Genomic DNA, 24,790 nt, shown 5'->3' on the forward strand with positions numbered 1-24,790 from the left:
CCGGTCGCGGTTTGGTGTTGGGGTTCGGGTTCGAAGGCACGGTGGGTGTCGTGTCCGTGCCCGCCGGCTCCTCGATGATGACGTGGGCGTTGGTGCTGCTGATGCCGAAGGAGGAGATGCCCGCGCGTCGGGCCCGGCCGCCGTCCCTCGCGCTGTCCCGGCCCGGTGTCGACGGCGTCCTCGCCTCCGCCGACATCCTCGACGACCTGCTCCTGCTCGGCGCCCTGGACGACCGTCTCGCCGTCGGCTCCATGAACCGCGGCGGCCTCGCCGGCACCGCCTTCGAGCTCGACGACCGCTTCACCGGCCACCGCCCCCAGGACCTCGCCCGGCTCGGCCTCGACGCGGGGAAGCTGCTGCTGCGGATCGACCCGGACGACCCCGGTTCGCTCACCACCCTGCACACCGCCGCCGGCGCCGTCGACGAGATGGCCGCCCTCGGGCTGCCCGTCTTCGTCGAGCCGTTCCTCTGCCACCGCGACCACGACGGCAGGCTCCACAACGACCTCTCCGCGGAGGCCGTCGTCACCTCCCTCGCCATCGCCTCCGGCCTCGGCGGCACCTCCGCCTACACCTGGCTGAAAGTCCCCGTCACCGAGCACCCCGGGGACATGGCCCGGGTCCTCGCGGCCACCACGCTCCCCACCGTCCTCCTGGGCGGGGACCCGGGGCCGGAGCCGGACGCCCAGCGCGTCCTGTACGAGAGATGGCGCCACGCGCTGCGCGCGCCCACCGTCCGGGGCCTGGTCGTCGGCCGCGCCCTGCTCTACCCCGAGGAGGGAGATGTGGCCGGAGCTGTCGATACCGCTGCGCGCCTGCTGCGCGAGACGGTAGGAAGGACCCAGCACGCGTGAACGATCACCCCGCTGTACCCGAGGACTCCGCTGTACCGGAGCACTCCGCCGTACCCGAGTACCCCGTCACCCCCGCTCACCACCAGCTCCATCTGCCCGCCGGGAGCGCCTCCCACGGGCCGTACACGCTCCACGTCGACCCCGAGCGGGCGGGCTGGGGGCACTCCGCACTGCGCGTCCTCGACCTCGCTCCAGGGGCCACCCACCTCCTGGACACCGGGGAAAGCGAGTGGATCGTACTTCCGCTCACCGGCGGCTGTACGGTGCACACCGATGGCCAGACGCTTCAACTCCTGGGCCGCGAGAGCGTGTTCGGCGGAGTGACCGACTTCGCCTACGTGCCCCGCGACGCACGGGTCCAGATCGCCTCCGGTGCGGGAGGCCGCTTCGCTTTGGCAGGAGCGAAGTGCGAGCGACGACTCCCCGCCCGCTACGGCCCCGCGCCGGAGGTACCCGTCGAGGCCCGCGGCAGCGGCAACCAGGCCCGGCAGGTACGGAACTTCGCCGCCGCCGGCGTCTTCGAGGCGGACCGGCTGATCGCGGTCGAGGTGATCACCCCTGGCGGGAACTGGTCCTCCTACCCTCCCCACAAGCACGACGAGCACCGCCCCGGCGTCGAGTCCGAGCTGGAGGAGATCTACTACTACGAGATCGCCGGCGACGGAGTCGGCTACCAGCGGATCTCGCCGTCCCGGCCCGGCGGCGCCGACCTGCTCGCCGAGGTCCGCACCGGCGACGCCGTCCTCGTACCGGACGGCTGGCACGGCCCGTCGATCGCGCAGCCCGACCACGACATGTACTACCTGAACGTGATGGCCGGCCCAGGACCCGACCGCGAGTGGAAGATCTGCTTCCACCCGGACCACACGGAGGGATACAGGTGAGCCGCAACGAGGAGAGCCCGAACCGGGTGAGCTCGAACCGGGCGGGCCCGAACCGGGTCGGCCCCCACCACGTGAGCCCCCACCACGTGGTCAGGCTGACCGTCGCGCAGGCGCTCGTGCGGTTCCTCGCCGCGCAGTACACCGAACGCGACGGCGTCCGCCGCCGCCTGATCGCCGCGACCTGGGGCATCTTCGGCCACGGGAACGTCGCCGGGATCGGCCAGGCCCTCGTCGAGTTCGCCGACGCGATGCCGTACCACCAGGGCCGTAACGAACAGGCCATGGTGCACGCCGCCGTCGGCTACGCCCGCCAGTCCACCCGGCTCTCCGCGCACGCCGTGACCACCTCCATCGGCCCGGGCGCCACCAACCTCGTCACCGGTGCCGCGCTCGCCACGATCAACCGCCTCCCGGTCCTCCTCCTGCCCGGGGACTCCTTCGCCACCCGGCCCGCCGACCCGGTCCTCCAGCAGCTGGAGGTGCCGTACGCCGGTGACGTGTCGGTCAACGACTGCCTGCGCCCGGTCTCCGTGTACTTCGACCGGATCACCCGCCCCGAGGCGCTGATCCCGGCCGCGCTCGCCGCCGCGCGGGCCCTCACCGACCCCGTCGCGACCGGGGCGGTCACCCTGGCGCTGCCGCAGGACGTCCAGGCGGAGGCGTACGACTGGCCGGAGGAGTTCTTCGCCGAGCGGGTCTGGCGGGTGCGCCGGCCGGTGCCGGACGACGCCGAGCTGGAGGCGGCGGTCGCGGCGATCGGCCGCGCGACGCGGCCGCTGATCGTCGCGGGCGGCGGGGTCAAGTACAGCGGCGCCGAGGAGGCGCTCGACACCTTCGCCTCCCTGACCGGCATCCCGGTCGCCTCCACCCAGGCCGGCAAGGGCGCTCTGCGCCACGACCACCCGCAGGACGTCGGCGGCGTCGGCCACACCGGCACCGCCGTCGCCGACCACCTGGCCCGCACGGCCGACGTGGTCATCGGGGTCGGCACGCGCTGGACCGACTTCACCACCGCGTCCGGCACCCTCTTCACCCACCCGGACGTCCGGTTCGTCAACCTCAACATCGCCGCCTTCGACACCCACAAGATGGCCGCGCTGCCGCTGGTCGCGGACGCCCGTGAGGGGCTGGAGTGCCTCCACTCCCTGCTCGACCCGCACCACGTCACCGAGCACTACGCACACGAGTACGCGGAGGAGAAGCTCCGCTGGGAGCGGCGCGTCACCGCCGCCTGCACTGCCGCCGACGAGGGGGCGGCGCGCCCCACCCAGGCCCAGGTCCTGGGCGCACTCGACACCCTGGTCACCGCGGACGACATCCTGATCAACGCGGCCGGCTCGCTCCCCGGCGACCTCCACAAGCTCTGGCGGGCCCGGTCCACCGACCAGTACCACGTCGAATACGGGTACTCGTGCATGGGCTACGAGATCCCGGCGGCGATCGGGGTGGCGATCGCAGCGCCCGGCCGGCCGGTCTGGGCGCTCGTCGGCGACGGGACATATCTGATGAACCCCACCGAGATCGTCACCGCCGTCCAGCAGCGACTGCCCCTCAAGGTGGTGATCCTGCAGAACCACGGGTACGCCTCCATCGGAGGGCTTTCCGAGGCGGTGGGAGGTGAGCGCTACGGCACCGCGTACCGCTTCCGGGCGAGCGACGGCGGTTTCACCGGCGCGCCGCTCCCGGTCGACCTGGCGGCCAACGCGGCCTCCCTCGGGATGCGCGTGCTGACCCCCCGTACCGTACGTGACCTGCGAGAAGCCCTGGCCGACGCGCGGTCGGCCACCGTCCCCACATGTGTCTACGTGGAGACCGAAACGGCAGACACAGTGTCGGGCCCGCCTCCGGCCCAGGCATGGTGGGATGTGCCCGTGGCCGAGACTTCGACCCGCCCGTCGGCGGTCAAGGCCCGGGAGGAGTACGACCGGCACGTCACCGCCCGACGCCGCCATCTCTGAAGGAGCATTTCGTCATGACGAACACCGTCAAGACCGTCAACCACTGGATCGGTGGCAAGACCGTCGAGGGCACGTCGGGCAACTGGGGCCCGGTCACCGACCCGGCCACCGGCGCCGTGACCACGCAGGTGGCGCTGGCCTCGGTCGAGGAGGTCGACGCGGCGGTGGCCGCCGCGAAGACCGCCTTCGAGACGTGGGGCACGGCGTCGCTCGCGCAGCGCACCACGATCCTGTTCAAGTTCCGCGCGCTGCTCGACGCCAACCGGGACGCCATCGCCGAGCTGATCACCGCCGAGCACGGCAAGGTCCACTCGGACGCGCTGGGCGAGGTCGCCCGCGGTCTGGAGATCGTCGACCTGGCCTGTGGCATCACGACGCAGCTCAAGGGCGAGCTGTCGACGCAGGTGTCGAACCGCGTCGACGTGGCCGCGATCCGGCAGCCGGTCGGTGTCGTCGCCGGCATCACGCCGTTCAACTTCCCGGCCATGGTGCCGATGTGGATGTTCCCGATCGCCATCGCGTGCGGCAACACCTTCATCCTCAAGCCGAGCGAGAAGGACCCCTCGCCGTCCCTGAAGATCGCGGAGCTGCTCGCGGAGGCGGGCCTTCCGGAGGGCGTCTTCAACGTCGTGCACGGTGACAAGGTGGCGGTCGACCGCCTCCTGGAGCACCCGGACGTCTCGGCGATCTCCTTCGTGGGTTCGACCCCGATCGCCCGCTACATCCACACGACCGCCTCGGCGGCGGGCAAGCGCGTCCAGGCGCTGGGCGGTGCGAAGAACCACATGCTGGTGCTGCCGGACGCGGACCTGGACGCGGCGGCGGACGCGGCGGTCTCGGCGGCGTACGGCTCGGCCGGTGAGCGCTGCATGGCGATCTCGGCGGTCGTCGCGGTCGGCGCGATCGGCGACGAGCTGGTGGAGAAGATCCGCGAGCGCGCCGAGAAGATCAAGATCGGTCCCGGCAACGACCCGACCTCCGAGATGGGCCCGCTCATCACGGCCGTCCACCGCGACAAGGTCGCCTCGTACGTGAAGGGCGCGGCCGACGAGGGCTGCGAGGTCGTCCTGGACGGCACGGGCTACACCGTCGACGGCTTCGAGAACGGCCACTGGATCGGCCTGTCCCTCCTGGACAAGGTCCCGACCTCGGCGCAGGCGTACCAGGACGAGATCTTCGGCCCGGTGCTGTGCGTGCTGCGCGCGGAGACGTACGAGGAGGGCGTGGCCCTCATCAACGCCTCGCCGTTCGGCAACGGCACCGCGATCTTCACCCGCGACGGCGGCGCGGCCCGCCGCTTCCAGCTGGAGATCCAGGCGGGCATGGTCGGCGTGAACGTCCCGATCCCGGTCCCCGTGGGCTACCACAGCTTCGGTGGCTGGAAGGACTCGCTCTTCGGCGACCACCACATCTACGGCAACGACGGCGTCCACTTCTACACCCGCGGCAAGGTCGTCACCACCCGCTGGCCGGACCCCTCCGAGGCCCCCGCAGGCGTCGACCTCGGCTTCCCCCGCAACCACTGACACCACCCCGCACCGCGAACCCCGCGACCCCTGTCGGCTCCGGCCGGCGGGGGTCGCTCCGTCGGACGACACCGGGCCCCAACAAAATGAGTGGCCCGCGAACGGGGTGCCCAGCAGGCTGGGGGGATGTCTTTCGTTCCGCCGAAGTATCAGATCCGGGCCGTGTACAGCGAGTCGACCGTGACCGTGTATCAGGCCTACGACCCCGTCATCGGGCTGCCGGCTGCTCGGGACGGGCGGTTTCCGGGGAGTTGGAAGCGGGGGCGGATGACGTGGGTCAAGCCCTCGTTCCTGTGGATGATGTACCGGTGCGGGTGGGGGCTCAAGGAGGGGCAGCAGACCGTGCTGGGCGTGGAGATCACGCGCGAGGGGTTCGAGTGGGCCCTGCGGCACGCCTGTCTGTCGCACTACGTGCGGGGGTTCCATGAGAATCAGGCCGACTGGAAGCGGGAGCTGAGGGAGTCGCCCGCTCGTGTGCAGTGGGATCCCGAGCGGGATCTGCGGCTGGCCGCGCTGCCCTACCGGTCCCTCCAGTTGGGGCTCTCGGGGGAGGCCTCGCGGCGGTACGCCGACGAGTGGATCGTCGGGATACGGGACGTGACGGCCCTCGCGCACGAGGTGCACGCCCTCATGCGGGAGGGGCGGGTGGACGAGGCTCGGGTCAGGGTGCCCGAGGAGCGGCCGTACCCGGCGGGCGGGGCGCTCCTCGGGCGGCTTGGGCGTTAGAAGAGGGAGTGCAGGAGGCGGTTCGGGGAGCCGGTCCTCGGGTCCTGGACCTTGCCCGGGGTCGCGTTGTTCACGAGTGCGGTGCTCACCTGGGCCGGGGTCGCCGTCGGGTTGGCCGACAGGTAGAGGGCCGCCACGCCCGCCGTGTGCGGGGACGCCATCGACGTGCCCGAGATGGTGTTCGTCGCCGTGTCGTTGTCCTTCCAGGCCGAGGTGATCGAGACACCCGGGGCGAAGAGGTCCACGCACGTCCCGTAGTTGGAGAACGAGGCCCGCCGGTCGGCGGAGTCCGTCGCGCCGACCGTGATCGCCTCGGGGACGCGGGCCGGGGAGTAGTTGCAGGCCCTGGCCGGCAGGCCGAGGAAGTTGCCGTTGCCCGCCGCGACCGCGTACGTCACGCCCGACGCGATCGAGCGCTTCACCGCGTCGTCCAGCGAGGTGTTCGCGCCGCCGCCGAGGCTCATGTTGGCGACCGCCGGCTTGACCGCGTTGGCCGTGACCCAGTCGACGCCCGCGATGACGCCGGCCGTCGTACCGGACCCGTTGCAGTCGAGGACCCGTACCGCCACCAGCTTCGCGCCCTTGGCGACGCCGTACTTCGCGCCGCCGACCGTGCCCGCGACGTGCGTGCCGTGGCCCTGGCAGTCCTGGCCGTTCTGCCCGCCGCCGACCGTGTCGGTGCCGACCGTCGCCCGGCCGCCGAACTCGCTGTGCGAGGTGCGGATGCCGGTGTCGATGATGTACGCGGTGACGTTCGAGGCCTGGGTGTTGTACGTGTACGTCGTCGAGAGGGGCAGGTCGCGCTGGTCCACGCGGTCCAGGCCCCAGGTCGCTCCTGGTTGTGTCTCGGTCATCCGGACCGTCGCGTTCTGCTCCACGTACGCCACGCGCGGGTCCTTGGTGAGCGCGGTGGCCTCGGCCTTCGACAGGGTGGCCGAGAAGCCCTTGAGGACCTTGCTGTACTCGTGCTTCGGCGTGACGCCCAGGTCGGCGGCGCGGGTCGTGCCGTCCTTCAGGACGACGATCCAGCTGTTCTCCACGGCCAGGGACGCGGGGGCCAGGCGGAGGTCGCCGACGACGGGGGCGCTCTGCGCCGTGGGGGAGACCGCCAACTGAAGGCCCGCGGCGAGCGCGAGGACGGGGACGACCGCGAGGGCGCGGCGAGGTATTCGGGTCATGTGGTGGGGCACCTGAACCTTTCGTTGTCCGGGTTACCGGCAGTACGGGGTGCGTGGTGCGCCACAGGGTCTCGCCTTGTCATGCGTCGTACAAGAGTGCGTCGGCTCCTCTCACCGGTCCTTCACGTCGAACTCCCAGGTCAGCATCGTGAACGCACCCTCGTCACGCGCTCCCGCCGAGCGGTACGTCCGCAGCGCCGCCTCGTTGTCCGGATCCACCCCCACCCACAGGTCGTAACAGCCCCGCGCCCTGGCCTCCGCCGCCAGCGCCTCCGTCAGCGCCCGGCCCACCCCGCGCCGCCGGTACGCCTCGTCCACCGACAGCTCGTAGAGACAGAGCTCCACCCCCTTGTCCGGGTGCAGCATCTCGATGCCCGACACCAGGCCCGCAGGAAAGCCGTCCTCCGCGTACGCGATCAGCATCACGTGACCCGGCGCCGCCAGGAACGCCTCCGCCCAGCGCTCCTGGGGCGGGCCGTCGTAGAGGTGCGCCGCCGCCAGGAGTTCGGCCACCGTCGTCGCCCGTCCGATCCGCATCCCGGCTCCTTCGCCTCGCCTCGCGTACCGCGCCTGGTGTACGGGGACGGTACGGCGTACGACTCCAGGAGGCCGCCGATTTCCGCCCCTCGGCAGCCGAGTCGCACAGCCGGCCCGCCTACGCTCGACACCATGCCAATCCGATTCCCCCGGTGGGCCGCGGTCACGGCCGCCCTCGCCGTGCTCGCGGGCGCCGGTACCTGGACCGCCGTCGCCTCCGACGAACCACCGCCCGTGCACCGCGCGGACCAGCAGCTCGACATGGACGGGGCGCGGATCGACACCTCGTACTTCACCTCCGGCGCCGCCGCCGACCGCCGGCCCGCCGTGCTGCTCGGGCACGGCTTCGGCGGCTCCAAGGACGACGTCCGCGCCCAGGCCGAGCAGCTCGCCCGCGACGGCTACGCCGTCCTGACCTGGTCGGCGCGCGGCTTCGGCGCCTCCACCGGGCGGATCGGCCTCAACGACCCCGCCCACGAGGTCAAGGACGTCCAGCGGTTGATCGACTGGCTCGCGAAGCGGCCCGAGGTCCAGCTCGACAAGGCCGGGGACCCGCGCCTCGGCATCACCGGCGCGTCCTACGGCGGCGCGGTCTCCCTGCTCGCCGCCGGGTACGACACCCGCGTCGACGCGATCGCCCCCCAGATCACGTACTGGAACCTCGCCGACGCCCTCTTCCCGAACGGTGTCTTCAAGAAGCTCTGGGCCGGGATCTTCTTCTCCGCCGGGGCGGACGCGCTGCAGGGGGCGGGCGGGGCGCGGCCCGGGGCTCCGGGGGCGGAACAGACGACGAACAGCGGCTCCTGCGGCCGCTTCACCGACGAGCTGTGCCGGCTGTACGAGCGCGTCGCCGTCTCCGGGCAGCCCGACGCCGCCGCCCGGTCCCTCCTCGAAGCCCGCAGCCCCTCCGCCGTCGGCGACCGGATCAAGGTCCCCACCCTCGTCGTCCAGGGGCAGAGCGACTCCCTCTTCCCGCTCACCCACGCCGACGCCATGGCGAAGGCGGTCGCCGCCAACGGCGCGCCCGTCGCCGTCGACTGGATCTCCGGCGGTCACGACGGCGGCGACCGCGAGACCGAGCGGGTCGAGGCCCGGATCGGCGACTGGTTCGACCACTACCTGAAGGGGGACGAGGGCGCCTCCACCGGGCCCGCGTTCCGCGTCAGCCGCGCCGGAGGGGTCGACTCCACCGACGGCGAGGCGCAGCTGCGCGGCGCGACCGCCGACCGCTACCCGGGACTCACCGGCGGCCGGGTGTCCCTCCCGCTGGACGCCGCCCGGCCGGAGTCCTTCGCCAACCCGGCCGGCGCCAGTCCTCCCGCGATCTCCGCCGTCCCGGGCATCGGCGGCGGACTCTCCCAGCTCTCCTCGCTCGGCGTCGGGCTCTCCCTCGACTTCCCGGGCCAGTACGCCCGGTTCGAGGCGAAGCCGCTGACCGAGCCGGTACGGATCACGGGCACGCCGACGGTCCGCGTCAAGGTCACCTCGGACAGCCCGGACGGCTCGGCCGTCCTCTTCGGCAAGGTCTACGACGTCGGTCCTGACGGCAGGCAGCAGGTGCTGCCCGCCCAGCTCGTCGCCCCCGTCCGCGTCGACGGCGCGGGCAAGGGCGGCCGGAGCGTCGAGCTGACGCTGCCCGCGATCGACCACGAGGTCGAGGCCGGTCACCGGCTGCGGCTCGTGCTCTCGGCCACCGACCTCGGCTACGCCTCGCCGGCCACCCCGGCCACGTACACCGTCGCCGTCGAGTCGCCGCTGACCGTGCCGACCGCGCCCGCCGTGGCGAACCAGGCCGCCGCGCTGCCCTGGTGGGTGTGGGGCCTGCCGCTCGCGGGCGGGCTGATCGCCGCCGCGCTGCTGCTCACCTCCCGCCGCCGGACCTCGGCGCCCGCCCCCGACCCCGGACTCGCCGCCGTACCGCTGCAGATCACCGGCCTCGCGAAGAAGTACGCCAAGTCCTCCGACCGGTATGCCGTACGGGACCTCTCCTTCCGTGTCGAGCAGGGTCAGGTCCTCGGCCTGCTCGGGCCCAACGGCGCCGGGAAGACGACGACCCTGCGCATGCTCATGGGCCTGATCACCCCCGACGAGGGGGAGATCCGGGTCTTCGGGCAGGCGATCCGACCGGGCGCGCCGGTCCTCTCCCGGGTGGGCGCCTTCGTCGAGGGTGCGGGCTTCCTGCCGCACCTGTCCGGGCGCGACAACCTGGAGCTGTACTGGAAGGCCACCGGCCGGCCCGCCGAGGACGCGCACATCGAGGAGGCCCTGGAGATCGCCGGCCTCGGCGACGCCCTCGCCCGGGCCGTCCGCACCTACTCGCAGGGCATGCGGCAGCGCCTCGCGATCGCCCAGGCCATGCTCGGCCTGCCGGATCTGATGATCCTCGACGAGCCGACGAACGGCCTCGACCCGCCACAGATCCGCGAGATGCGGGACGTGATGATCCGGTACGCGGCCGGGGGCCGGACCGTCATCGTCTCCAGCCACCTCCTCTCGGAGGTCGAGCAGTCCTGCACCCACCTCGTGGTGATGGACCGGGGCCGGCTCGTGCAGGCCGGGCCGGTCGGCGAGATCACCGGCGCGGGGGACACCCTGCTCGTGACGCTCGGGGACACCGTTCCCGACCCGCTCGTCGACAAGATCGGCGCGCTGCCCGGCGTCGGCTCGGCGGTACGGACCGAGGGCGGGCTGCTTGTCCGTCTGGACGGCGGTGACGCGACCGGCCTGATCGGCGAACTCGTCCGCCTGGACGTGCCCGTGACCGGTGTGGGACCGCACCGGCGCCTCGAGGACGCGTTCCTGACCCTGATCGGAGGAGGATCCGCATGAGCACGACGACCACCGCCGCACCGGCGGAGCTCGTGGAGACCGCCCCCGGCTACCGGCCGCGGCGCACCCTGCCCCTGCGCGTCGAGGCCGTGCGGCAGCTGAAGCGGCGCCGCACCCTGGTCATGGGCGCGGTGCTCGCCGCGCTGCCGTTCATCCTGATCATCGCCTTCGCGATCGGCGGGGACCAGAACGCCGACGGCAGCAACAACCGCATCACGCTGATGGACACGGCGACGGCGTCGGCGGCGAACTTCGCCGCCACCTGTCTGTTCGTCTCGGCGGGCTTCCTCCTCGTGGTGACGGTCGCGCTGTTCTGCGGGGACACCGTCGCCTCCGAGGCGAGCTGGTCCTCGCTGCGCTATCTCCTCGCGGCACCCGTGCCGCGCGGACGGCTGCTCTGGTCCAAGCTGGCGGTCGCGCTCGGCTTCAGCGCGGCGGCGCTGGTGCTGCTGCCGCTGGTGGCGCTGGTCGCGGGCACCTTCGCCTACGGCTGGGGGCCGCTGAAGCTGCCCACGGGCGGGGCGCTGCCGGCCGACGAGACCCTGGTCAGGCTGGCCCTCGCGGTCGGCTTCATCTTCGTCTCCCAACTGGTCACGGCCGGACTCGCGTTCTGGCTGTCGACCCGCACGGACGCCCCGCTGGGCGCCGTGGGCGGCGCGGTCGGCCTGACGATCATCGGCAACGTCCTGGACGCCGTCACGGCGCTCGGCTCCTGGCGGGACTTCGTGCCCGCGCACTGGCAGTACGCCTGGGTGGACGCGCTCCAGCCGCAGCTGGAGTGGGGCGGGATGGTGAAGGGAACGGCGATCTCGGTGACATACGCGGTGATCCTCTTCGCGCTCGCCTTCCGGGGCTTCGCCCGCAAGGACATCGTGTCGTAGCCGTGGTCAGTGGTCGGTGACCGCTGGGCCGCCCGGCACGGCCGGGCGGGCCTCTCAGAGCCACCCCCTTCGAGCCGCTTCCGCGCCCGCGCGGAAGCGGCTCGTCGTGCCCAGGGCGTGCAGCAGCTCCCCGACCCGGCGGCTGTACGTCCGCCCCGACATGCCGAGGCGGGCGGCGGCCGTCTCGTCGGTGAGTCCCGCGAGCAGGGCTTCGAGGACCGGGCGGAGCTGTGTGGGGAGCCCGGCCCTCCGGGTCGTCGCGCCGGTCAGCTCCTCGCCCGCGTCCCAACTGGCATGGTGGGCGCGGACCAGGGCCTGCACGACGACCGGATCGCGGATCAGCAGCAGCCCGTTGTAGAGCAGGTCGAGATCGAGCGGGACGGCCGCGACCGTACGGTCGACGACGATCATCTTGAACGGGATGGCGTCCGCGAGCCGCGCCCGCCCCGGCATCCGGACCGCGCCCGCCACCTGGGGGAGGGCGTGGCGGGGCACGATCCGTCTGACCTCCGGGGCCCGCTCCGCCGCGGCCCGCATGCACGCTCCCGCCAACTCCAGGAACGGCTCGGGGATCGCACGGCCCGCGGAGGCGGCCGGGTCGTCGAAGGTCAGCAACTCGTGGCGCGTGGAGGAGGCGAGCGCGGCCAGCGCCGCGCTGATCCGCCGCGCCCCGCGGACGGGACGGCCCGGCGGCCGCTGGGCCTCCGGTACGGCCCTGTTCATCGCCGATCGCGCGAGCATCACGGATCCCGCAGTCTCACCCACCGTTGACCACCCCCGCCCGATCGGTGTGCCACTCCATGTACGCACGTGACTGCGTACGGTGACAACCCCTGTTGAGGAAGGTGGCGAGTCCATGCCACGGGAGAGTGTCCAGGCCGCCGTTGCCGCATTGAGATCCTTCCGCAACTCCCTCGTCTGCTCCTTCCGCCCTCCTCGGACGTCACATTCACAAGTGACGGACCCTGAGGGGGAGATGGCATGAGGCGACACACATGGGCGGCCAGGGCTGCTGCCGGGACACTGGCGGCCGGGTTGGTCCTGACGGGGTGCGCGGGCAACGAGAACGACAGGCGGACGTCGGACGTGCGCGGGGGCGGCCACTACGCGCCCGGCCCGGGCGGGAGCAACGGCACCGGCGGCACCGGAGGCACGGGCGGCAGCGGCACGGACCGGGAGGCTGCCCCGGAGGGCGAGCAGCGGGACGTCCGCCCGCCGGCCGACTACCTCTCCACCTTCGCCCTGGACGTCGACACCGCCTCGTACGGCTACGCCCTGCGCACCCTCGGCGCGGGCGGTCTGCCGGACCCGGCGTCCGTGCGGCCCGAGGAGTTCGTGAACAGCTTCCGCCCGGACTACCCGCGCCCCGAGGGCGACGGCTTCGGCGTGACCGTCGACGGCGCCCGTACCGGCGAGGACGGCTGGTCGCTCGTCCGGGTCGGGCTCGCGACGGCGGCGGCCGACCGGCAGGGCGAACGGCCGCCCGCCGCCCTCACCTTCGTCGTCGACATCTCCGGTTCGATGGCCGAGACCGGCCGCCTCGACCTGGTCAGGGAGTCCCTCGGCATCCTCGTCGACGAGCTGCGCGACGACGACTCGGTCGCTCTGGTCACCTTCAGCGACGAGGCCGAGACCCGGCTCCCCATGACCCGGATCAAGGGCCAGCGCGAGCGGATCCGGGGCATCGTCCACGAACTCGCGACGACCTCCTCCACCAATGTGGAGGCGGGGGTGCGCCAGGGCTACGACGTCGCCGTCGAGGGCCACCGCGAGGGCGCGACGAACCGTGTCGTCCTCCTCTCCGACGCCCTCGCGAACACCGGGGACACCGACGCGCAGTCGATCCTCGACAGGATCGAGGAGGAGCGCAGGGAGTACGGCATCACGCTCTTCGGGGTCGGCGTCGGCAGCGACTACGGCGACGCGTTCATGGAGCAGCTCGCCGACAAGGGCGACGGGCACACGACGTACGTCTCCACCACCGAACAGGCCCGCAAGGTCTTCGTGACGCAGTTGCCCACCCATGTCGAGCTGCGCGCCCGGGACGCGAAGGCACAGGTCGCCTTCGACCCGAAGACCGTGGAACGGTTCCGGCTGATCGGCTACGAGAACCGGGAGGTCGCCGACGAGGACTTCCGCGACGACCGGGTGGACGGCGGCGAGGTCGGCGCGGGCCACACGGTCACCGCGTTGTACGCGGTGAAGACCCGGCCGGGCCGCGGCGGCCCGCTGGCCACGGCCACGGTCCGCTGGCTCGACCCGAAGAGCCGCGCGCCCCGCGAGGCCTCCGGCAGCGTGGGGACCGGGGCGCTCGCCCCCGCGCTCTGGGCGCCGGGCCACGACAGCCTGCAACTGACCGCCGTCGCCGCCTATTTCGCGGACCGGCTGCGGGGCGGGGCCCTGCCGGCCGCGCCTCGTCTCGGGGAACTCGCCGAGCGGGCGCAGGCGATCGCCGACCGGTCGGGCTCCAAGGTCGTACGGGAGCTGGCCGAGGCGATCCGGCAGGCGGCGAAGCTGCGGGGAGCCGAGGCCGACCGGGACACCGGAGCGGAACCGGGCGATCCGTACAGCGGCTGATCACGAGTTGTCCACAGGCGCTGCGCGCGGGGGCCCTGGCCGCCATGATGGGCCCATGGCCACCACGCTGCTCGCCCTCGCCATCGCCAGCACCGGGCTGTACGCCGGGTTCATGCTGATCTTCCTGACCGGGATCATGCCCGCCCTGGGGCGCCTGGACGACGGCGCGTTCGTCGACGCGATGCGGCGGATCAACGAGTACGTGCCCAAGGCGGTGTTCCTGCTGGTGTTCCTCGGGGTCGTGGCCTTCCCGGTCGCCGCGTTCCTGGTGCCCGCCGACGGCCGCTCCGAGACCCAGAAGTGGCTGGTCCTGGCGGGCATGGTCTGCGCGGTCCTGAACCACGTGGTGACGGTCGCGGGGAACATCCCGCTGAACAACGCGCTGGCCGCCTCGGAGCGGACGGGGGAGCCCGCCTCCGCCGTCCGGGCGGCCTTCGAGAAGCGGTGGAACGGCTTCCACGCGATCCGCACGGTGCTGATCACGGCCTCGTTCGGGCTGCTGATCGCGGCCGCGTTCAACTGACCTGACGGACTCCGCGCCCGGTGTTTGACCGGCGTGGAGTCCGGGTCGACCATCTCAGGACGAGGCGGCGGGCCGGCTTCCGGTTAATGCCCCAGGCCGGGCGCCGTGCCTGTCCGCCTCGCACGCTTAGCCTGGCCCCATGGACTTCCGCGGACAGTTGCCGGTCGTCGGCGCCGTCGCCGCCGGCGGGGCCCTCGGGGCGACGGCCCGCTACGGCGCCTCGCTGGCCTGGCCGACCCCGGCCGGCGCGTTCCCCTGGACCACGCTGACCGTGAACGCCGCGGGCTGCGCCGCGATCGGGGTCCTGATGGTTCTGGTGACCGAGGTGGTCACGGCGCCCCCGCCGCTCCTGCGGCCCTTCCTCGGCACGGGTGTCCTCGGCGGCTTCACCACGTTCTCCACGTACGCCCTCGACACCCAGCGGCTGTTGAGCTCGGGCGACGCGGCGCGCGGGGTGGGCTACCTGGGCGGGACGGTGGTCGCCGCGCTCGCCGCGCTCTGGGCCGCGACCGTCGCGACCCGCCGCGCCCTTCGCCGCACCGAGCGCGGCGTCGAGCACGGCACCGAGCGCGGCGTCGAGCTCCGCACCTCGCGCCGCGCCGAGCGCCCCACCGACCCCGAGGAGCGCGCGTGAACTGGCTGTTCGTCGTCCTCGGCGCGGCTGTCGGCGCGCCGCTGCGCCACCTCGTCGACCGGGCGCTCACGGCCCGGCGCCGATCCGCCTTCCCCTGGGGCACGTTCGCCGTCAACGTCGTCGGCTCGCTCGCGCTCGGCCTGCTCACCGGAGTCTCCTCCGCCCGGGCGCAACTCCTCCTCGGCGCGGGCCTGTGCGGGGCGCTCACCACGTACTCCACGTTCTCGTACGAGACGTGGAAGCTCTACGAGGGCGGGGCGAAGGGGTACGCGGCGGCGAACGTGGCGGGGAGTCTGGCCGCCGGGCTCGGTGCCGTCTGGCTGGGCGTGGAGATCGCCGCGTCCTGGTGAGAGGCCGCCGCCCGTAGGTTACGACCGTTTCTGTCCGCACTTGGCCGGCGAATGTTTCCTTGCCGTCAAGATATGCACTCCTCCAAAAACGAAGTGGTCATTATTATCTTATGGTGGCAGTACGTGAACCATGGAGGGGGCGCTATGGATCTGAAGGTGCTGGGCTTGCTCGCTGTCCAGGAGAGAGGGACGCCGATCGTTCCCACGGCGGCACCGGCCCGTCAGCTGCTGGCGCTGCTCGCGGCGCACGCCGACCGCATCGTGCCGACGGCCGTTCTGACGCAGGAGCTGTGGCCCGACGGCGCGCCGCGGCACGCGCAGGACATGATCGAGACCCATGTCCGCGGGCTCAGGGAGCTGATCGACGACGCGCTGGACGTCGGTCGTCAACAGGCCGCGGGCGCGTCCGCCGCGCCCGGACCCCGGAGCGCGCGCGAGGTCGTGGTCTCGCTGCCCGGGGGGTACCTGCTGGCCACCGGGGGCGGCAGTTCCGACGTCCGGATGTTCCAGCGCGCGGTCGGCGCCGGTTACCGGGCCATGGAGGTCGAGGACTATCCGACCGCGGCCGAACGGCTCGGCCAGGCGCTGGAGCTGTGGTCGGCCGACGCGTACACCGGGGTGGTCGCGGGCCCGCACCTGCGGGCGCACGGCGCCCGCCTCGAACTGTCCCGGCTGCGCGCCCTCGACCTGTGGATCGAGGCGCAGCGCAGGCTCGGCCGACGGCACGAGCTCTACTCCGGTCTGTCCGTGTTCCTCTCCCGCTTCCGCAGTGTGCCGCCGCAGTACGCGGCGCTGGTCGCGGAGGTGGAGCAGAGCGCGGCGCAGGGGTACGCGGGGCGGTCGTACGGGTCGTACGGGCAGTCCCCGGCGCTGCGGATCGGTCCGTTCCTGCACTCCTTGCGTCAATCCCGCACCACCCTTCACCCCCTTCCCATCGCTGGTTGACCGCAAGATCGCCATCGAACTAGTTTCGGACCGATAACGGGGCGAAACGTGTACGACGGGCTGGGGGCTCGCACACCATGACGGATCCACAGACCCAGGACACCGGCCTGATGGCCGTCCTCGAACTCCTCGCCGATCAGGCTCCGGCGGGGAGGTTCGACGCGCTGCTGCAGCGGGCCCGGCGCGAGGGGCTCTCCGGCGAGGCCCTGGCCGGCCTGGAGCGGGCGGTGCACCTGGCCCGGGGGGTGCAGGCCTGGCAGGGGCAGCGTCGCCAGCGCGAGGACGGCCTGGCCGATCTGGTCGACACGGCACGGGACCTGACGTCACCCCACGACGTCGAGTCCCTCCTGGAAGTGGCCATCCGCCGGGTCAAGCGGCTGCTCAACTTCGACATGACGTCCATCGCCGTCCTGGACCAGGAGGGCAGCCTGCGGGTGGCCGTCTCCAACGGCTCGACCACGGCCCTCGTCACCGGCCACTCCGTCCCCGCCGGATTCGGCCTCGGCCACCGGAGCCTGCTGTCCAGGGCGCCGCTGTGGACGGCCGACTACCTCGAGGACGACACGGTCGAGCACGACCCGAGCGCCGACGCCGTCGTCCGGGCCGAAGGACTGCACGCGCTGATGGCCGTGCCGATGTGCAACGGCGACCAGACCATCGGCGTGCTCTACGGAGGCAACCGTTCCGTACGCCACTTCTCCCCGGACGAGATAGGCCTGGTCGCCTCCCTCGCCGCGCTGGCCGCCGTCGCCGTCGAGCGGGCCGGCAGCTACGAACAGGCGCAGGGCGAGGTCGGCCGCCTCGAACGGGACGGCTTCCGCACCCGGACGAGTCTCGTCCGGCTGCAGCAGCTCAACGAGGCCCACAGCCACACCCTCGGCCTGGTCCTCGCCGGGGCCGACCTCACCACCGTCGCGAAGGCCGCGGGCGACGCGCTCGACTCGGCGCTGCAGCTGCGCGACCCGGCCGGCCGGCCGCTCGCCACCAGCGGCGACCTCGGCGAACCGGACGAGGCCGCCGTCGCCGAGGCGGCCCTCGACGCCCACGCCCACCTCCGACCCGTCGTCACCGCCGACGGCACCTGGGTCGCCCCGGTCACCGCGGGCGCGGAGGACCTGGGGGTGCTGGTGCTCCGCCCGGGCACGGCGCTCGTCGGCGAGGACGAGGGACTGCTCCAGCTGACCGCACAGACCTTCGCGATCCAGCTCCTGCTCCGAAGGAGCACCGCCGTAGCCGAAGGACCCGTGCGCGACGACCTCTTCGACGAACTCCTCGCCGCGCACGCCCGCAGCGGCCACCAGACGCACTACCTCGTCCAGCGGGCGCGCGGCCTCGGCATCGACCTGGAGGCGCCCCACGTCCTGCTCGTCGCCCACCCCGAGGGCGGCGAACAGGGCCGCGCCGTGGTGTGGGCGTCCTCGTACGCGCACCGGATGACCGGGCTCAAGACCGTCCACAGCGGTCACATCGTGCTGCTCCTGCCGGGCACGGACGCCTCCGCCGCCGCCCGCGCGGTCGCCGACCAGCTGTCACCGCTGCTCGGCCACCCCGTGTCGGTGGGCGCGGCAGGACCCGGCCGGGGCGCCGCCGACATCGGCCGGATGCACCGGGAGGCGATGCGCTGCCTGGACGCCCTGACCGCCCTCGACGGCACCGGCGGCACGGCCTCCGCGAAGGACCTCGGCTTCCTCGGGCTGCTGCTCTCCGACGACCACGACGTCGACGGCTACATCAGCTCCGCGATCGGCCCGGTCCTCGACTACGACCGCGACCGGCTGACCGACCTCATCGGCACCCTGGAGTCGTACTTCGCCTCCGGCGGCAGCCAGGCCAACGCGGCCGACCTGCTCAACGTGCACCCCAACACCGTGTCACGCCGCCTCGACCGGGTCACCGACCTGCTCGGCGACGCCTGGCAGCGGCCGGACAGGACCCTGGAGGTGCAGCTCGCCCTGAGGCTCCACCGCTCCCGCGAGGTCCTGCGCCGACAGCGCCGAGCGGGTACGGCGGCCCCTCACGCCGAGGCGAGCTCCGCCGGCCGGTCCGTGTCGTAGCCGACGCGGGACAGCACCCTGGCCGCGTGCGCGGCGGAGGCCAGCGTCATGTGCCGGTGCCAGCCGGGGAAGGACCGGCCCACGTAGTCCCGCAGCCCGATCTCCTCGCCCACGCGCGCGTAGTCCGCCTCCACCCGGCGGGTCAGCTTGGTCAGCCGCAACAGCGGGCCGGCACCCGGCTGCGTCATCCCGGTGAGCCACAGCGCGGACGGCGGACGGGTCGGGTCGCTCCACTCGCCGAGCAGGGAGAGCCCGAGCGGAGCCGCCGAGCGGCCCGACAGCACCACCGGCACCATCGCGGCCAGCGACATCCGCGGGGCGAGCCCGGCGGCCGCGTCCTGCCAAGGCACCGGCCGCCGCACGCCCTTGACCAGCTGCAGGATCTGCTGCGCCGGCAGCGGACCGCTCCGGAAGCCCGGCATCGCGCGGTCCGCCACCGCGAGCCGCTGCGCGCCGCTGATCCGGACCAGGAACGGCACCCGGGCGGCGGCCAGCGGGGCCACGGCCGCCGGCGCGTCACCGCCTCGCAGATCGATCAGGACCGGCCGGCGCGGGCCCCAGTGCCGGCCCGCCTCCAGGGCGACCGCGACGGCGCACTCCTCCGGGCTCTCCGCCCCCGCCTCCCGGGGCACGCCCGCCCGGTCGCGCAGCGCGTGGTCGTGGACCCACTGGTCGGGCAGGACGAGCCGCCAGTCGACGGGCGCGCTCAGCTCCTGCGAGGCGAGCCACACCCCGGCGGACTGCTGGCCCCGGAACGACTGCCGCGGGTGCGGGGCGAGCCCCCGGTCGACGCCGACCGAGTGCTCCCCGGTCTTCGGTACCGACATCTGCCGTACGACCCAGGCCTGGGGGGCCGCCTTCCGTTCCAGATGGGCGGCGAGCGCGGCCCGCAGGGGGCGCCAGCTCCACGTGGAGTCGGCGATGAAGTGATGCAGCGTCTGTTCCGTGGCGGGCGCGCCCAGCTGGGCGGCGATGTTGCGGGCGGTCTTGCGGCCCTCGGTGGTGAGCAGTCCACGCAGGTACTGCTCTCCGCGCTGCCGCTGGTCCTTGCGGGGGAACGAGGAGAACAGGGTCGCGCAGAGTTCGGAGACGGTGTCGTCGGACACGGCGGGTGCGGCGGAGTGCCGGCCCTGGCGCGGCACCGACAGGGTTCGGACCGAGTCCCGTCGTCTGCTGACTGCTGTGTTCACGACACTCCAACCATGGGGGGTGGCCTGCTTGAATGCACCTCCACGATCGCTTCGGGCGGGTGCCCCGGACGAGGTGTCCACGGCACCCACCCGCCGTCGATCGTGGTACCCGGACCACTGCTCCGCCGGGCGTCCGGTACGGAACCGGCCACCGTGCCCCGCGCTCCAGGGGCCAGGTGTGGCCGAACCACCACTCAGGGCCCGACGGATGCGCGGTCGGACACCGGTGAAGACCGGAAAACGGTGAAGGTCCGGTGCGGGCGAAGGTCGGACACGGTGAAGGTCGGACACCGCCGGCGGGTCAGACAGCGGTGAGGGTCGGACACCGCCGGCGGTCAGACAGCGGTGAAGGCGCGCTCCCCGTGCAGCCAGGACACCTGGTCGTACAGCTCCTCCTGGGAGAAGGCGGAGAGCATCCGGTTGCGCTCCACCGCCCGCTCGCCCGCCGGGTGGTACAGCTCGGAGCCCATCAGCCGGGCGACCTCCTGCGTACGGCCGGTCCGCTCGCGCCGCGCCGCGTTGAACTTCTCCAGGCCCGCCGCGACGGCCGCGCCGTCCACGTCGGCCAGCAGCTCCGCGAGGACGACCGCGTCCTCCAGTGCCTGGCAGGCGCCCTGCGCCGCGTACTGCAGCATCGGGTGGGCCGCGTCACCGATCAGGCCGACCCGGCCGTCGGTCCAGCCGTCCACCGGGTCACGGTCGCAGAGCACCCATTCGCGCCAGTCGTCGCCGAGTTCGAGCAGCCGCCGGGCGGTCGCGCCGATACCGGGGAACTGCTCCAGGACGTGGGACCGGTCCGTGGCCCGGCCCGTCACAGGGACCGTCGCGCCGTTGTCGCGGGTGACGGCCAGGTTGAGGTACTCGCCCCCGCCGATCATGTAGTGCACGAAGTGCCACTTGGGTCCCGCCCACAGGGTGACGGTGTTCCAGCGCAGCTCCTCGGGGACCTTCTCGATCGGGATCACCGAACGGTAGATGGTGTGGCCCGACACGCGCGGCTCGCCGTCGCCGAGCATCTGGCCGCGGACCGTCGAGCGGATGCCGTCCGCGCCGATCAGCGCCGTGCCTTCGAAGCTCCGGCCGTCGGCGGTGTGCACGGTGACGCCGTCCGCGTCCTGCTCGTACCGCTCGACCGCGGCGTCGGGGACGAGGGTCACGCCTGGCAGCTCCTGGCAGGCGGCGAGCAGCGGCTGGTGCAGGTCGCCGCGGTGCACGACGGCGTACGGGTTGCCGAACCGCTCCCGGTAGGCGCCGGTCAGCTCCATCGCGGCGACCTTCTCGCCCGTGGTGCCGTCCATGAAGCGGAGTTCGTCGATGAAGACGGCCCGGGTGCGCACGGCCTCGCCGACGCCGAGCCGGTCGAGGGCGTGGAAGGCGTTGGGCCCCAGCTGGATGCCCGCGCCGATCTCGGCGAAGGCGGGCGCGCGTTCGAGGACGGTGGTCCGGTGCCCGCGCCGGGTCAGCGAAAGGGCCGTGGCGAGCCCTCCGATGCCACCGCCGGCGATGAGTATGTGAGCCATGTCGTTCCTCAGGTTGTCGGTACGGAGTGCTGGGGGAAGAGCCGGTGCAGCTCCTCGTGGAAGCCCGGGAAGGTCTTGGCGACGCAGCCGGGGTCGTCGAGGGTGATGCCCTCGGCGCGCAGGCCCAGGACCGAGAACGCCATCGCGATGCGGTGGTCGCGGTGGCAGACGATCCGGGCCGGCACGGGCGCGCCGGGGTGGACGGTGATCCGGTCCGGGCCGGTCTCGGTCCGGATGCCGAGGGCGCGCAGATTGCCCTCGACGGCGGCGACCCGGTCGGACTCCTTCAGCCGGGCGTGCGCGACGCCGGTGATGGTGATCGGGGCGTCGGCCAGCGGCGCGATCGCGGCGAGGGTCATGAAGGTGTCCGAGATCTCGCCCATGTCCACGGAGAACCCGCCCCGCAGAGACCCGGTCCCGGTGACCGTGGTCGCCTCGTCGGTGGTCTCCACCCGGGCGCCGGCGCGGGCGAGGACCTCGGTGAAGCGCAGGTCGCCCTGGAGGCCGGCGCGGCCCAGACCGGCCACGCGCACGCTCGTCCCGGTCACCGCCGCCGCCGCGAAGACGTACGAGGCGGTGGAGGCGTCGGGTTCGATCGGCAGGTCGACGCCCCGGTAGCCGGTGGGCCGGACGGCGAACGCGCCGGGCGTCGCCTCCTCCACGTCGGCGCCGAAGCGCCGCATCAGGGCGACGGTCATGTCGATGTACGGCCGGCTGACGAGTTCCGGCACACGCAGCGACAGCGGCCCCCGCATCAGCGGGCCCGCTATCAGCAGGCCGGTCAGGAACTGGCTGCTGAGCGAGGAGTCCACGGTCAGCTCCCCGCCGTCGAGGCCGCGCGAGCGGACCCGCAGCGGAAGCCGCCCGCCGGGCCCCGTGGTGACGTCGGTCCCGAGGAGCCGCAGGGCCTCAGCGAGCGGGGCCACGGGACGGGCGGTGAGCTGGTCGGAGCCCTCGAAGCCGAAGTCGCCGTGCCCGGTCGCGGCGAACGGCGGCAGGAAGCGGGCGGCGGTGCCGGCGTCGGCGCACCAGACGGTCGCGGCCCCGGCCGGGCCGCGGCCGAGCCCGGTCACCGTCCAGACGGCGTCGTCCTCGGAGGTGTCGATCCGGACCCCGAGGCCGCGCAGGGCCTCGCGGAACGCCGTCGTGTCGTCGCTGACCAGCGGCGCGCCGAGGGCGCTCGGCCCGTGTGCGGCGGCCGCGAGCAGCAGGGCCCGGTTGGTCAGCGACTTCGAGCCCGGTATCCGGGCGTTCAGGGCGGGAGTCGCCGGTACGGCGAAGGTCATGGCTGTCCTTTGCGAGTACGGCCGCCGCGTGCGCGGCGGTCCGGGGGAGGAGCGCCGCACACGGAGACGTCGGGCGGCCGTCCCCCGCCCGGTGCGGCCACGGAGGAGGCGCGAGAGCCGCCCGGTCAGCCGCCGACGGCCTCCAGGGCCGCGCCGCGGCCCGCGAGCGCGGCGACGGCGAAGACGCCCTCGACCGTCGCCTCCACGTCGAAGGAGTGCCGCTCGGTGGGCGGGTAGCCGATGAGCTCGGCCGCCCGCTGCGGGATCGCGGCCTCGGCCGACTCCCAGAGCAGGACGGCCCCCCACCGGTTCGTCGCCGCATCGGAGACCCAGAACTTCAGCCGCAGACCGGGCACCTGGGAGAACCGGTCCACCGCCTCGTCGCGCAGGAAGCCCCGCAGCGACTCGACGGTCTGCTCCGACCGCGCCAGATCCCACCAGACGATCACCGCACGCACGAGCCGGCCACCTCCGCGAGCAGCTCCCCGATGATCCGGGGGCCGTCCACCGTCAGGACGGACTCGGCGTGGAACTGCATGGAGACGAAGGCCCCCGCGCGCAGCCCGTGCACCTCGCCCGTCCCCGGGTCCCGGCTGACCTCGACCGTGCCGTGCACCGGGTGCTCGAAGGTGTCCCCCTCGGAGCGGGCGGCGAACGTGTTGTAGAAGCCGACCCGTTCGCGCCGGCCGAAGAGGTCGATCTCGTGCTGCGCGCCCTGGTTGGGCACCGGCCTGCGCACCAGGTCGAGCCCGACCAGGGTGGACAGCACCTGGTGGCTCAGGCAGACCGCCATGAACGGCCGCCGCTCCTCCAGGAGCTGGGCCACCGCGGCCCGCAGATGCGCGATCTTGGGGTCGCCCGTCTCGCGCGGATCGCCGGGCCCCGGACCCATCACGACCAGGTCGTGCTCGTCGAAGCTGTACGGCTCGTCGAAGCGCCGGACGCGCACCTCGCCGCCCAGCGAGCGGATCTGCTGGGCGATCATCTCGGTGAAGGTGTCCTCGGCGTCGATCACCAGGATCCGCCGGCCGGTCAGCGGACCGGCCGCGCCGAGCCGGTCCTCCTGGTCCCTGAGCCAGAAGTCGGCGATGCGCTCGTTGCGTTCGTCGAGTGCCTCGCGGACCGCCGGGTGGGACCCGAAGCGGATCGGCTCCGGGTCGCCGAGCGCGGCGAGCAGCCCGGCCGCCTTGGCGCGGGTCTCCTGCACCTCCGACTGCGGGTCGGAGTGGCGCACCAGCGTCGCGCCGACCCCGATCCGCATCAGGCCCTCGTGGTCGATGTCGGCGGTGCGGATCAGGATCGAGGAGTCGAGGGTGCGCTCGCCGGCGGCGTCGCGGCCGATCAGCGCGGCCACCCCGCTGTAGTAGCCGCGGCCCTGCGGCTCGTACCGGCTGATCACCCGGGCCGCGCTCTCCAGGGGGGAGCCGGTCACCGTCGGCGCGAACAGGGTCTCGCGCAGGATGTCCCGCACATCGCGGTCGGTGCGGCCCTCGATGAAGTACTCGGTGTGCGCGAGCCGGGCCATCTCCTTCAGATACGGGCCCACGACCCGGCCGCCCCCGGGGCAGATCCGGGCCATCATCTTCAGCTCCTCGTCGACGACCATGTACAGCTCGTCGGCCTCCTTCTGGTCGGCGAGGAAGTCCATGACCCCGTCGAGCTCCGGGCCGGCCGCCGGATAGCGGTACGTGCCCGAGATCGGGTTCATCACGGCCGTGCCCTCGCGGACGCTGATGTGCCGCTCGGGCGTCGCGCCCACGAAGGTCCGCTCGCCGGTGTGCACGAGGAACGTCCAGTACGCCCCGGCCTCCCGCTGCACCAGGCGGCGGAAGAACGACAGCGCCGTGGTCAGTCCGAAGCCGGGCAGCCGGGCGGTGAAGGACCGCCGCATCACGAAGTTGGCGCCCTCGCCGGTGCCGATCTCGTCCGCGACGACCCGCCGCACGATCTCCGCGTACGCCTCGTCGTCCACGTCGAAGTGGCCGTCGGCCAGCTTCACCGGCTCGTCGGGCAGCAGCGGGAGCGTCGCGCGCAGCGGCACCGCCGCCTGCTCGCGGACCGTCATCGCGAGCAGCGGCGCGCCGTCGTCGGGGGCGGCGAAGCCCCGTTCGGCGAGCTGGCGGTAGGGGATCAGGGTGAGGATCTCCGAGCGGGCGCCGGGGCCGTCCCGCTCGGGCAGGTCGAGGTCGGCGAGGGACGGGATCTCCGCCACGTCACCGACGAGCAGTTCCAGGGTGTCCGGGTCCACCGTCTCGGGCCGGTGCATCAGCGCGAACGCGCCGGCCGAGCCGTCGAGGATGCGTGCCAGCAGGTCGTGCCCGCTGTCCTGCGTAGCCAT

At 73.2% G+C, this 24,790-nt stretch carries 21 protein-coding genes; 13 read left to right on the forward strand and 8 right to left on the reverse strand.

The annotated features are described in order from the left end of the window. The first annotated feature begins 101 nt into the window (after positions 1-101). From AB0E14_RS32970 to AB0E14_RS32990, 5 genes are all read left to right on the forward strand, one after another. A complete protein-coding gene (locus AB0E14_RS32970) occupies positions 102-854 on the forward strand; it encodes a deoxyribose-phosphate aldolase (protein ID WP_362426810.1) in 753 nt (250 codons plus the stop codon). Between the two features lie 92 nt (positions 855-946). Then, entirely contained in the window at positions 947-1,738 is a 792-nt protein-coding gene (gene iolB / locus AB0E14_RS32975) for a 5-deoxy-glucuronate isomerase (protein ID WP_362426813.1), read from the forward strand. 86 nt (positions 1,739-1,824) lie between these two features. Further along, positions 1,825-3,696: a 3D-(3,5/4)-trihydroxycyclohexane-1,2-dione acylhydrolase (decyclizing) gene (iolD, locus tag AB0E14_RS32980; RefSeq protein ID WP_362426816.1), complete on the forward strand. Its 1,872-nt coding sequence runs from the start codon at positions 1,825-1,827 to the stop codon at positions 3,694-3,696. A gap of 14 nt (positions 3,697-3,710) precedes the next feature. Next, entirely contained in the window at positions 3,711-5,222 is a 1,512-nt protein-coding gene (gene mmsA / locus AB0E14_RS32985; protein WP_362426735.1) for a CoA-acylating methylmalonate-semialdehyde dehydrogenase, read from the forward strand. Positions 5,223-5,348: 126 nt separating this feature from the next. Continuing rightward, positions 5,349-5,948: a DUF4291 domain-containing protein gene (locus AB0E14_RS32990; RefSeq protein ID WP_362426738.1), complete on the forward strand. Its 600-nt coding sequence runs from the start codon at positions 5,349-5,351 to the stop codon at positions 5,946-5,948. On the opposite strand, the gene AB0E14_RS32995 is transcribed toward AB0E14_RS32990, so the two are convergent. Both AB0E14_RS32995 and AB0E14_RS33000 read right to left on the reverse strand, forming a co-directional pair. Then, positions 5,945-7,126 (reverse strand): S8 family peptidase, encoded by a 1,182-nt coding sequence (locus AB0E14_RS32995; RefSeq protein ID WP_362426741.1) that lies wholly within the window; start codon positions 7,124-7,126, stop codon positions 5,945-5,947. The two genes, AB0E14_RS32990 and AB0E14_RS32995, sit on opposite strands and share 4 nt — an antisense overlap. A gap of 111 nt (positions 7,127-7,237) precedes the next feature. Continuing rightward, complete coding sequence (locus AB0E14_RS33000) at positions 7,238-7,663, reverse strand: GNAT family N-acetyltransferase (protein WP_362426744.1); 426 nt, start codon at positions 7,661-7,663, stop codon at positions 7,238-7,240. Positions 7,664-7,795: 132 nt separating this feature from the next. Here AB0E14_RS33000 and AB0E14_RS33005 point away from each other — a divergent pair, with 132 nt between their 5' ends. Together AB0E14_RS33005 and AB0E14_RS33010 are read left to right on the forward strand one after the other, a co-directional pair. After that, entirely contained in the window at positions 7,796-10,492 is a 2,697-nt protein-coding gene (locus AB0E14_RS33005; RefSeq protein WP_362426747.1) for an alpha/beta fold hydrolase, read from the forward strand. After that, entirely contained in the window at positions 10,489-11,373 is an 885-nt protein-coding gene (locus AB0E14_RS33010) for an ABC transporter permease (RefSeq protein WP_362426750.1), read from the forward strand. Before AB0E14_RS33005 ends, AB0E14_RS33010 begins: the two co-directional genes overlap by 4 nt. A 54-nt stretch (positions 11,374-11,427) precedes the next feature. Here AB0E14_RS33010 and AB0E14_RS33015 read toward each other — a convergent pair whose 3' ends face one another. Beyond that, on the reverse strand, positions 11,428-12,114 hold the full coding sequence (locus AB0E14_RS33015; RefSeq protein WP_362426753.1) for a DNA-binding response regulator: 687 nt from the start codon (positions 12,112-12,114) through the stop codon (positions 11,428-11,430). 240 nt (positions 12,115-12,354) lie between these two features. Here AB0E14_RS33015 and AB0E14_RS33020 point away from each other — a divergent pair, with 240 nt between their 5' ends. The 6 genes from AB0E14_RS33020 to AB0E14_RS33045 all read left to right on the forward strand — a co-directional run bounded on the left by AB0E14_RS33020 (position 12,355) and on the right by AB0E14_RS33045 (position 18,456). Further along, a complete protein-coding gene (locus AB0E14_RS33020; protein WP_362426755.1) occupies positions 12,355-13,950 on the forward strand; it encodes a von Willebrand factor type A domain-containing protein in 1,596 nt (531 codons plus the stop codon). Between the two features lie 55 nt (positions 13,951-14,005). Further along, positions 14,006-14,473 carry a DUF1772 domain-containing protein gene (locus AB0E14_RS33025; protein ID WP_362426758.1) on the forward strand — a complete coding sequence of 156 codons (468 nt, stop codon included), beginning with the start codon at positions 14,006-14,008 and terminating at the stop codon, positions 14,471-14,473. 139 nt (positions 14,474-14,612) lie between these two features. Next, positions 14,613-15,107, forward strand: a complete 495-nt coding sequence (locus AB0E14_RS33030) for a CrcB family protein (RefSeq protein WP_362426761.1) — start codon at positions 14,613-14,615, stop codon at positions 15,105-15,107. Further along, a complete protein-coding gene (gene crcB / locus AB0E14_RS33035) occupies positions 15,104-15,457 on the forward strand; it encodes a fluoride efflux transporter CrcB (RefSeq protein WP_362426764.1) in 354 nt (117 codons plus the stop codon). The genes AB0E14_RS33030 and crcB overlap by 4 nt, the downstream gene beginning before the upstream one ends. A 144-nt stretch (positions 15,458-15,601) precedes the next feature. Continuing rightward, entirely contained in the window at positions 15,602-16,402 is an 801-nt protein-coding gene (locus tag AB0E14_RS33040) for a BTAD domain-containing putative transcriptional regulator (protein WP_362426767.1), read from the forward strand. A 77-nt stretch (positions 16,403-16,479) separates the two neighbouring features. Further along, entirely contained in the window at positions 16,480-18,456 is a 1,977-nt protein-coding gene (locus AB0E14_RS33045) for a helix-turn-helix domain-containing protein (RefSeq protein WP_362426770.1), read from the forward strand. On the opposite strand, the gene AB0E14_RS33050 is transcribed toward AB0E14_RS33045, so the two are convergent. From AB0E14_RS33050 to AB0E14_RS33070, 5 genes are all read right to left on the reverse strand, one after another. Next, a complete protein-coding gene (locus AB0E14_RS33050; protein WP_362426773.1) occupies positions 18,417-19,646 on the reverse strand; it encodes a transposase in 1,230 nt (409 codons plus the stop codon). The two genes, AB0E14_RS33045 and AB0E14_RS33050, sit on opposite strands and share 40 nt — an antisense overlap. 335 nt (positions 19,647-19,981) lie before the next feature. Beyond that, positions 19,982-21,166 carry a 3-hydroxybenzoate 6-monooxygenase gene (locus tag AB0E14_RS33055; protein WP_362426776.1) on the reverse strand — a complete coding sequence of 395 codons (1,185 nt, stop codon included), beginning with the start codon at positions 21,164-21,166 and terminating at the stop codon, positions 19,982-19,984. Between the two features lie 8 nt (positions 21,167-21,174). After that, entirely contained in the window at positions 21,175-22,452 is a 1,278-nt protein-coding gene (gene aroA / locus AB0E14_RS33060) for a 3-phosphoshikimate 1-carboxyvinyltransferase (protein WP_362426779.1), read from the reverse strand. 125 nt (positions 22,453-22,577) lie between these two features. Beyond that, positions 22,578-22,910, reverse strand: a complete 333-nt coding sequence (locus AB0E14_RS33065; protein WP_362426783.1) for a hypothetical protein — start codon at positions 22,908-22,910, stop codon at positions 22,578-22,580. Beyond that, positions 22,898-24,790 (reverse strand): anthranilate synthase family protein, encoded by a 1,893-nt coding sequence (locus tag AB0E14_RS33070; protein WP_362426786.1) that lies wholly within the window; start codon positions 24,788-24,790, stop codon positions 22,898-22,900. Before AB0E14_RS33070 ends, AB0E14_RS33065 begins: the two co-directional genes overlap by 13 nt.

Source organism: Streptomyces sp. NPDC047981 (assembly GCF_040653315.1).
GTDB lineage: Bacteria > Actinomycetota > Actinomycetes > Streptomycetales > Streptomycetaceae > Streptomyces.

Coding starts and splice junctions, on each gene's coding strand:
- AB0E14_RS32970 (WP_362426810.1), top strand. CDS start 102: ATGCCGAAGGAGGAGATGCCCGCGCGTCGGGCCCGGCCGCCGTCCCTC.
- mmsA (WP_362426735.1), top strand. CDS start 3,711: ATGACGAACACCGTCAAGACCGTCAACCACTGGATCGGTGGCAAGACC.
- AB0E14_RS32990 (WP_362426738.1), top strand. CDS start 5,349: ATGTCTTTCGTTCCGCCGAAGTATCAGATCCGGGCCGTGTACAGCGAG.
- AB0E14_RS32995 (WP_362426741.1), bottom strand. CDS start 7,126: ATGACCCGAATACCTCGCCGCGCCCTCGCGGTCGTCCCCGTCCTCGCG.
- AB0E14_RS33000 (WP_362426744.1), bottom strand. CDS start 7,663: ATGCGGATCGGACGGGCGACGACGGTGGCCGAACTCCTGGCGGCGGCG.
- AB0E14_RS33005 (WP_362426747.1), top strand. CDS start 7,796: ATGCCAATCCGATTCCCCCGGTGGGCCGCGGTCACGGCCGCCCTCGCC.
- AB0E14_RS33010 (WP_362426750.1), top strand. CDS start 10,489: ATGAGCACGACGACCACCGCCGCACCGGCGGAGCTCGTGGAGACCGCC.
- AB0E14_RS33015 (WP_362426753.1), bottom strand. CDS start 12,114: ATGCTCGCGCGATCGGCGATGAACAGGGCCGTACCGGAGGCCCAGCGG.
- AB0E14_RS33020 (WP_362426755.1), top strand. CDS start 12,355: ATGAGGCGACACACATGGGCGGCCAGGGCTGCTGCCGGGACACTGGCG.
- AB0E14_RS33025 (WP_362426758.1), top strand. CDS start 14,006: ATGGCCACCACGCTGCTCGCCCTCGCCATCGCCAGCACCGGGCTGTAC.
- AB0E14_RS33030 (WP_362426761.1), top strand. CDS start 14,613: ATGGACTTCCGCGGACAGTTGCCGGTCGTCGGCGCCGTCGCCGCCGGC.
- AB0E14_RS33040 (WP_362426767.1), top strand. CDS start 15,602: ATGGATCTGAAGGTGCTGGGCTTGCTCGCTGTCCAGGAGAGAGGGACG.
- AB0E14_RS33045 (WP_362426770.1), top strand. CDS start 16,480: ATGACGGATCCACAGACCCAGGACACCGGCCTGATGGCCGTCCTCGAA.
- AB0E14_RS33055 (WP_362426776.1), bottom strand. CDS start 21,166: ATGGCTCACATACTCATCGCCGGCGGTGGCATCGGAGGGCTCGCCACG.
- aroA (WP_362426779.1), bottom strand. CDS start 22,452: ATGACCTTCGCCGTACCGGCGACTCCCGCCCTGAACGCCCGGATACCG.
- AB0E14_RS33070 (WP_362426786.1), bottom strand. CDS start 24,790: ATGGCTACGCAGGACAGCGGGCACGACCTGCTGGCACGCATCCTCGAC.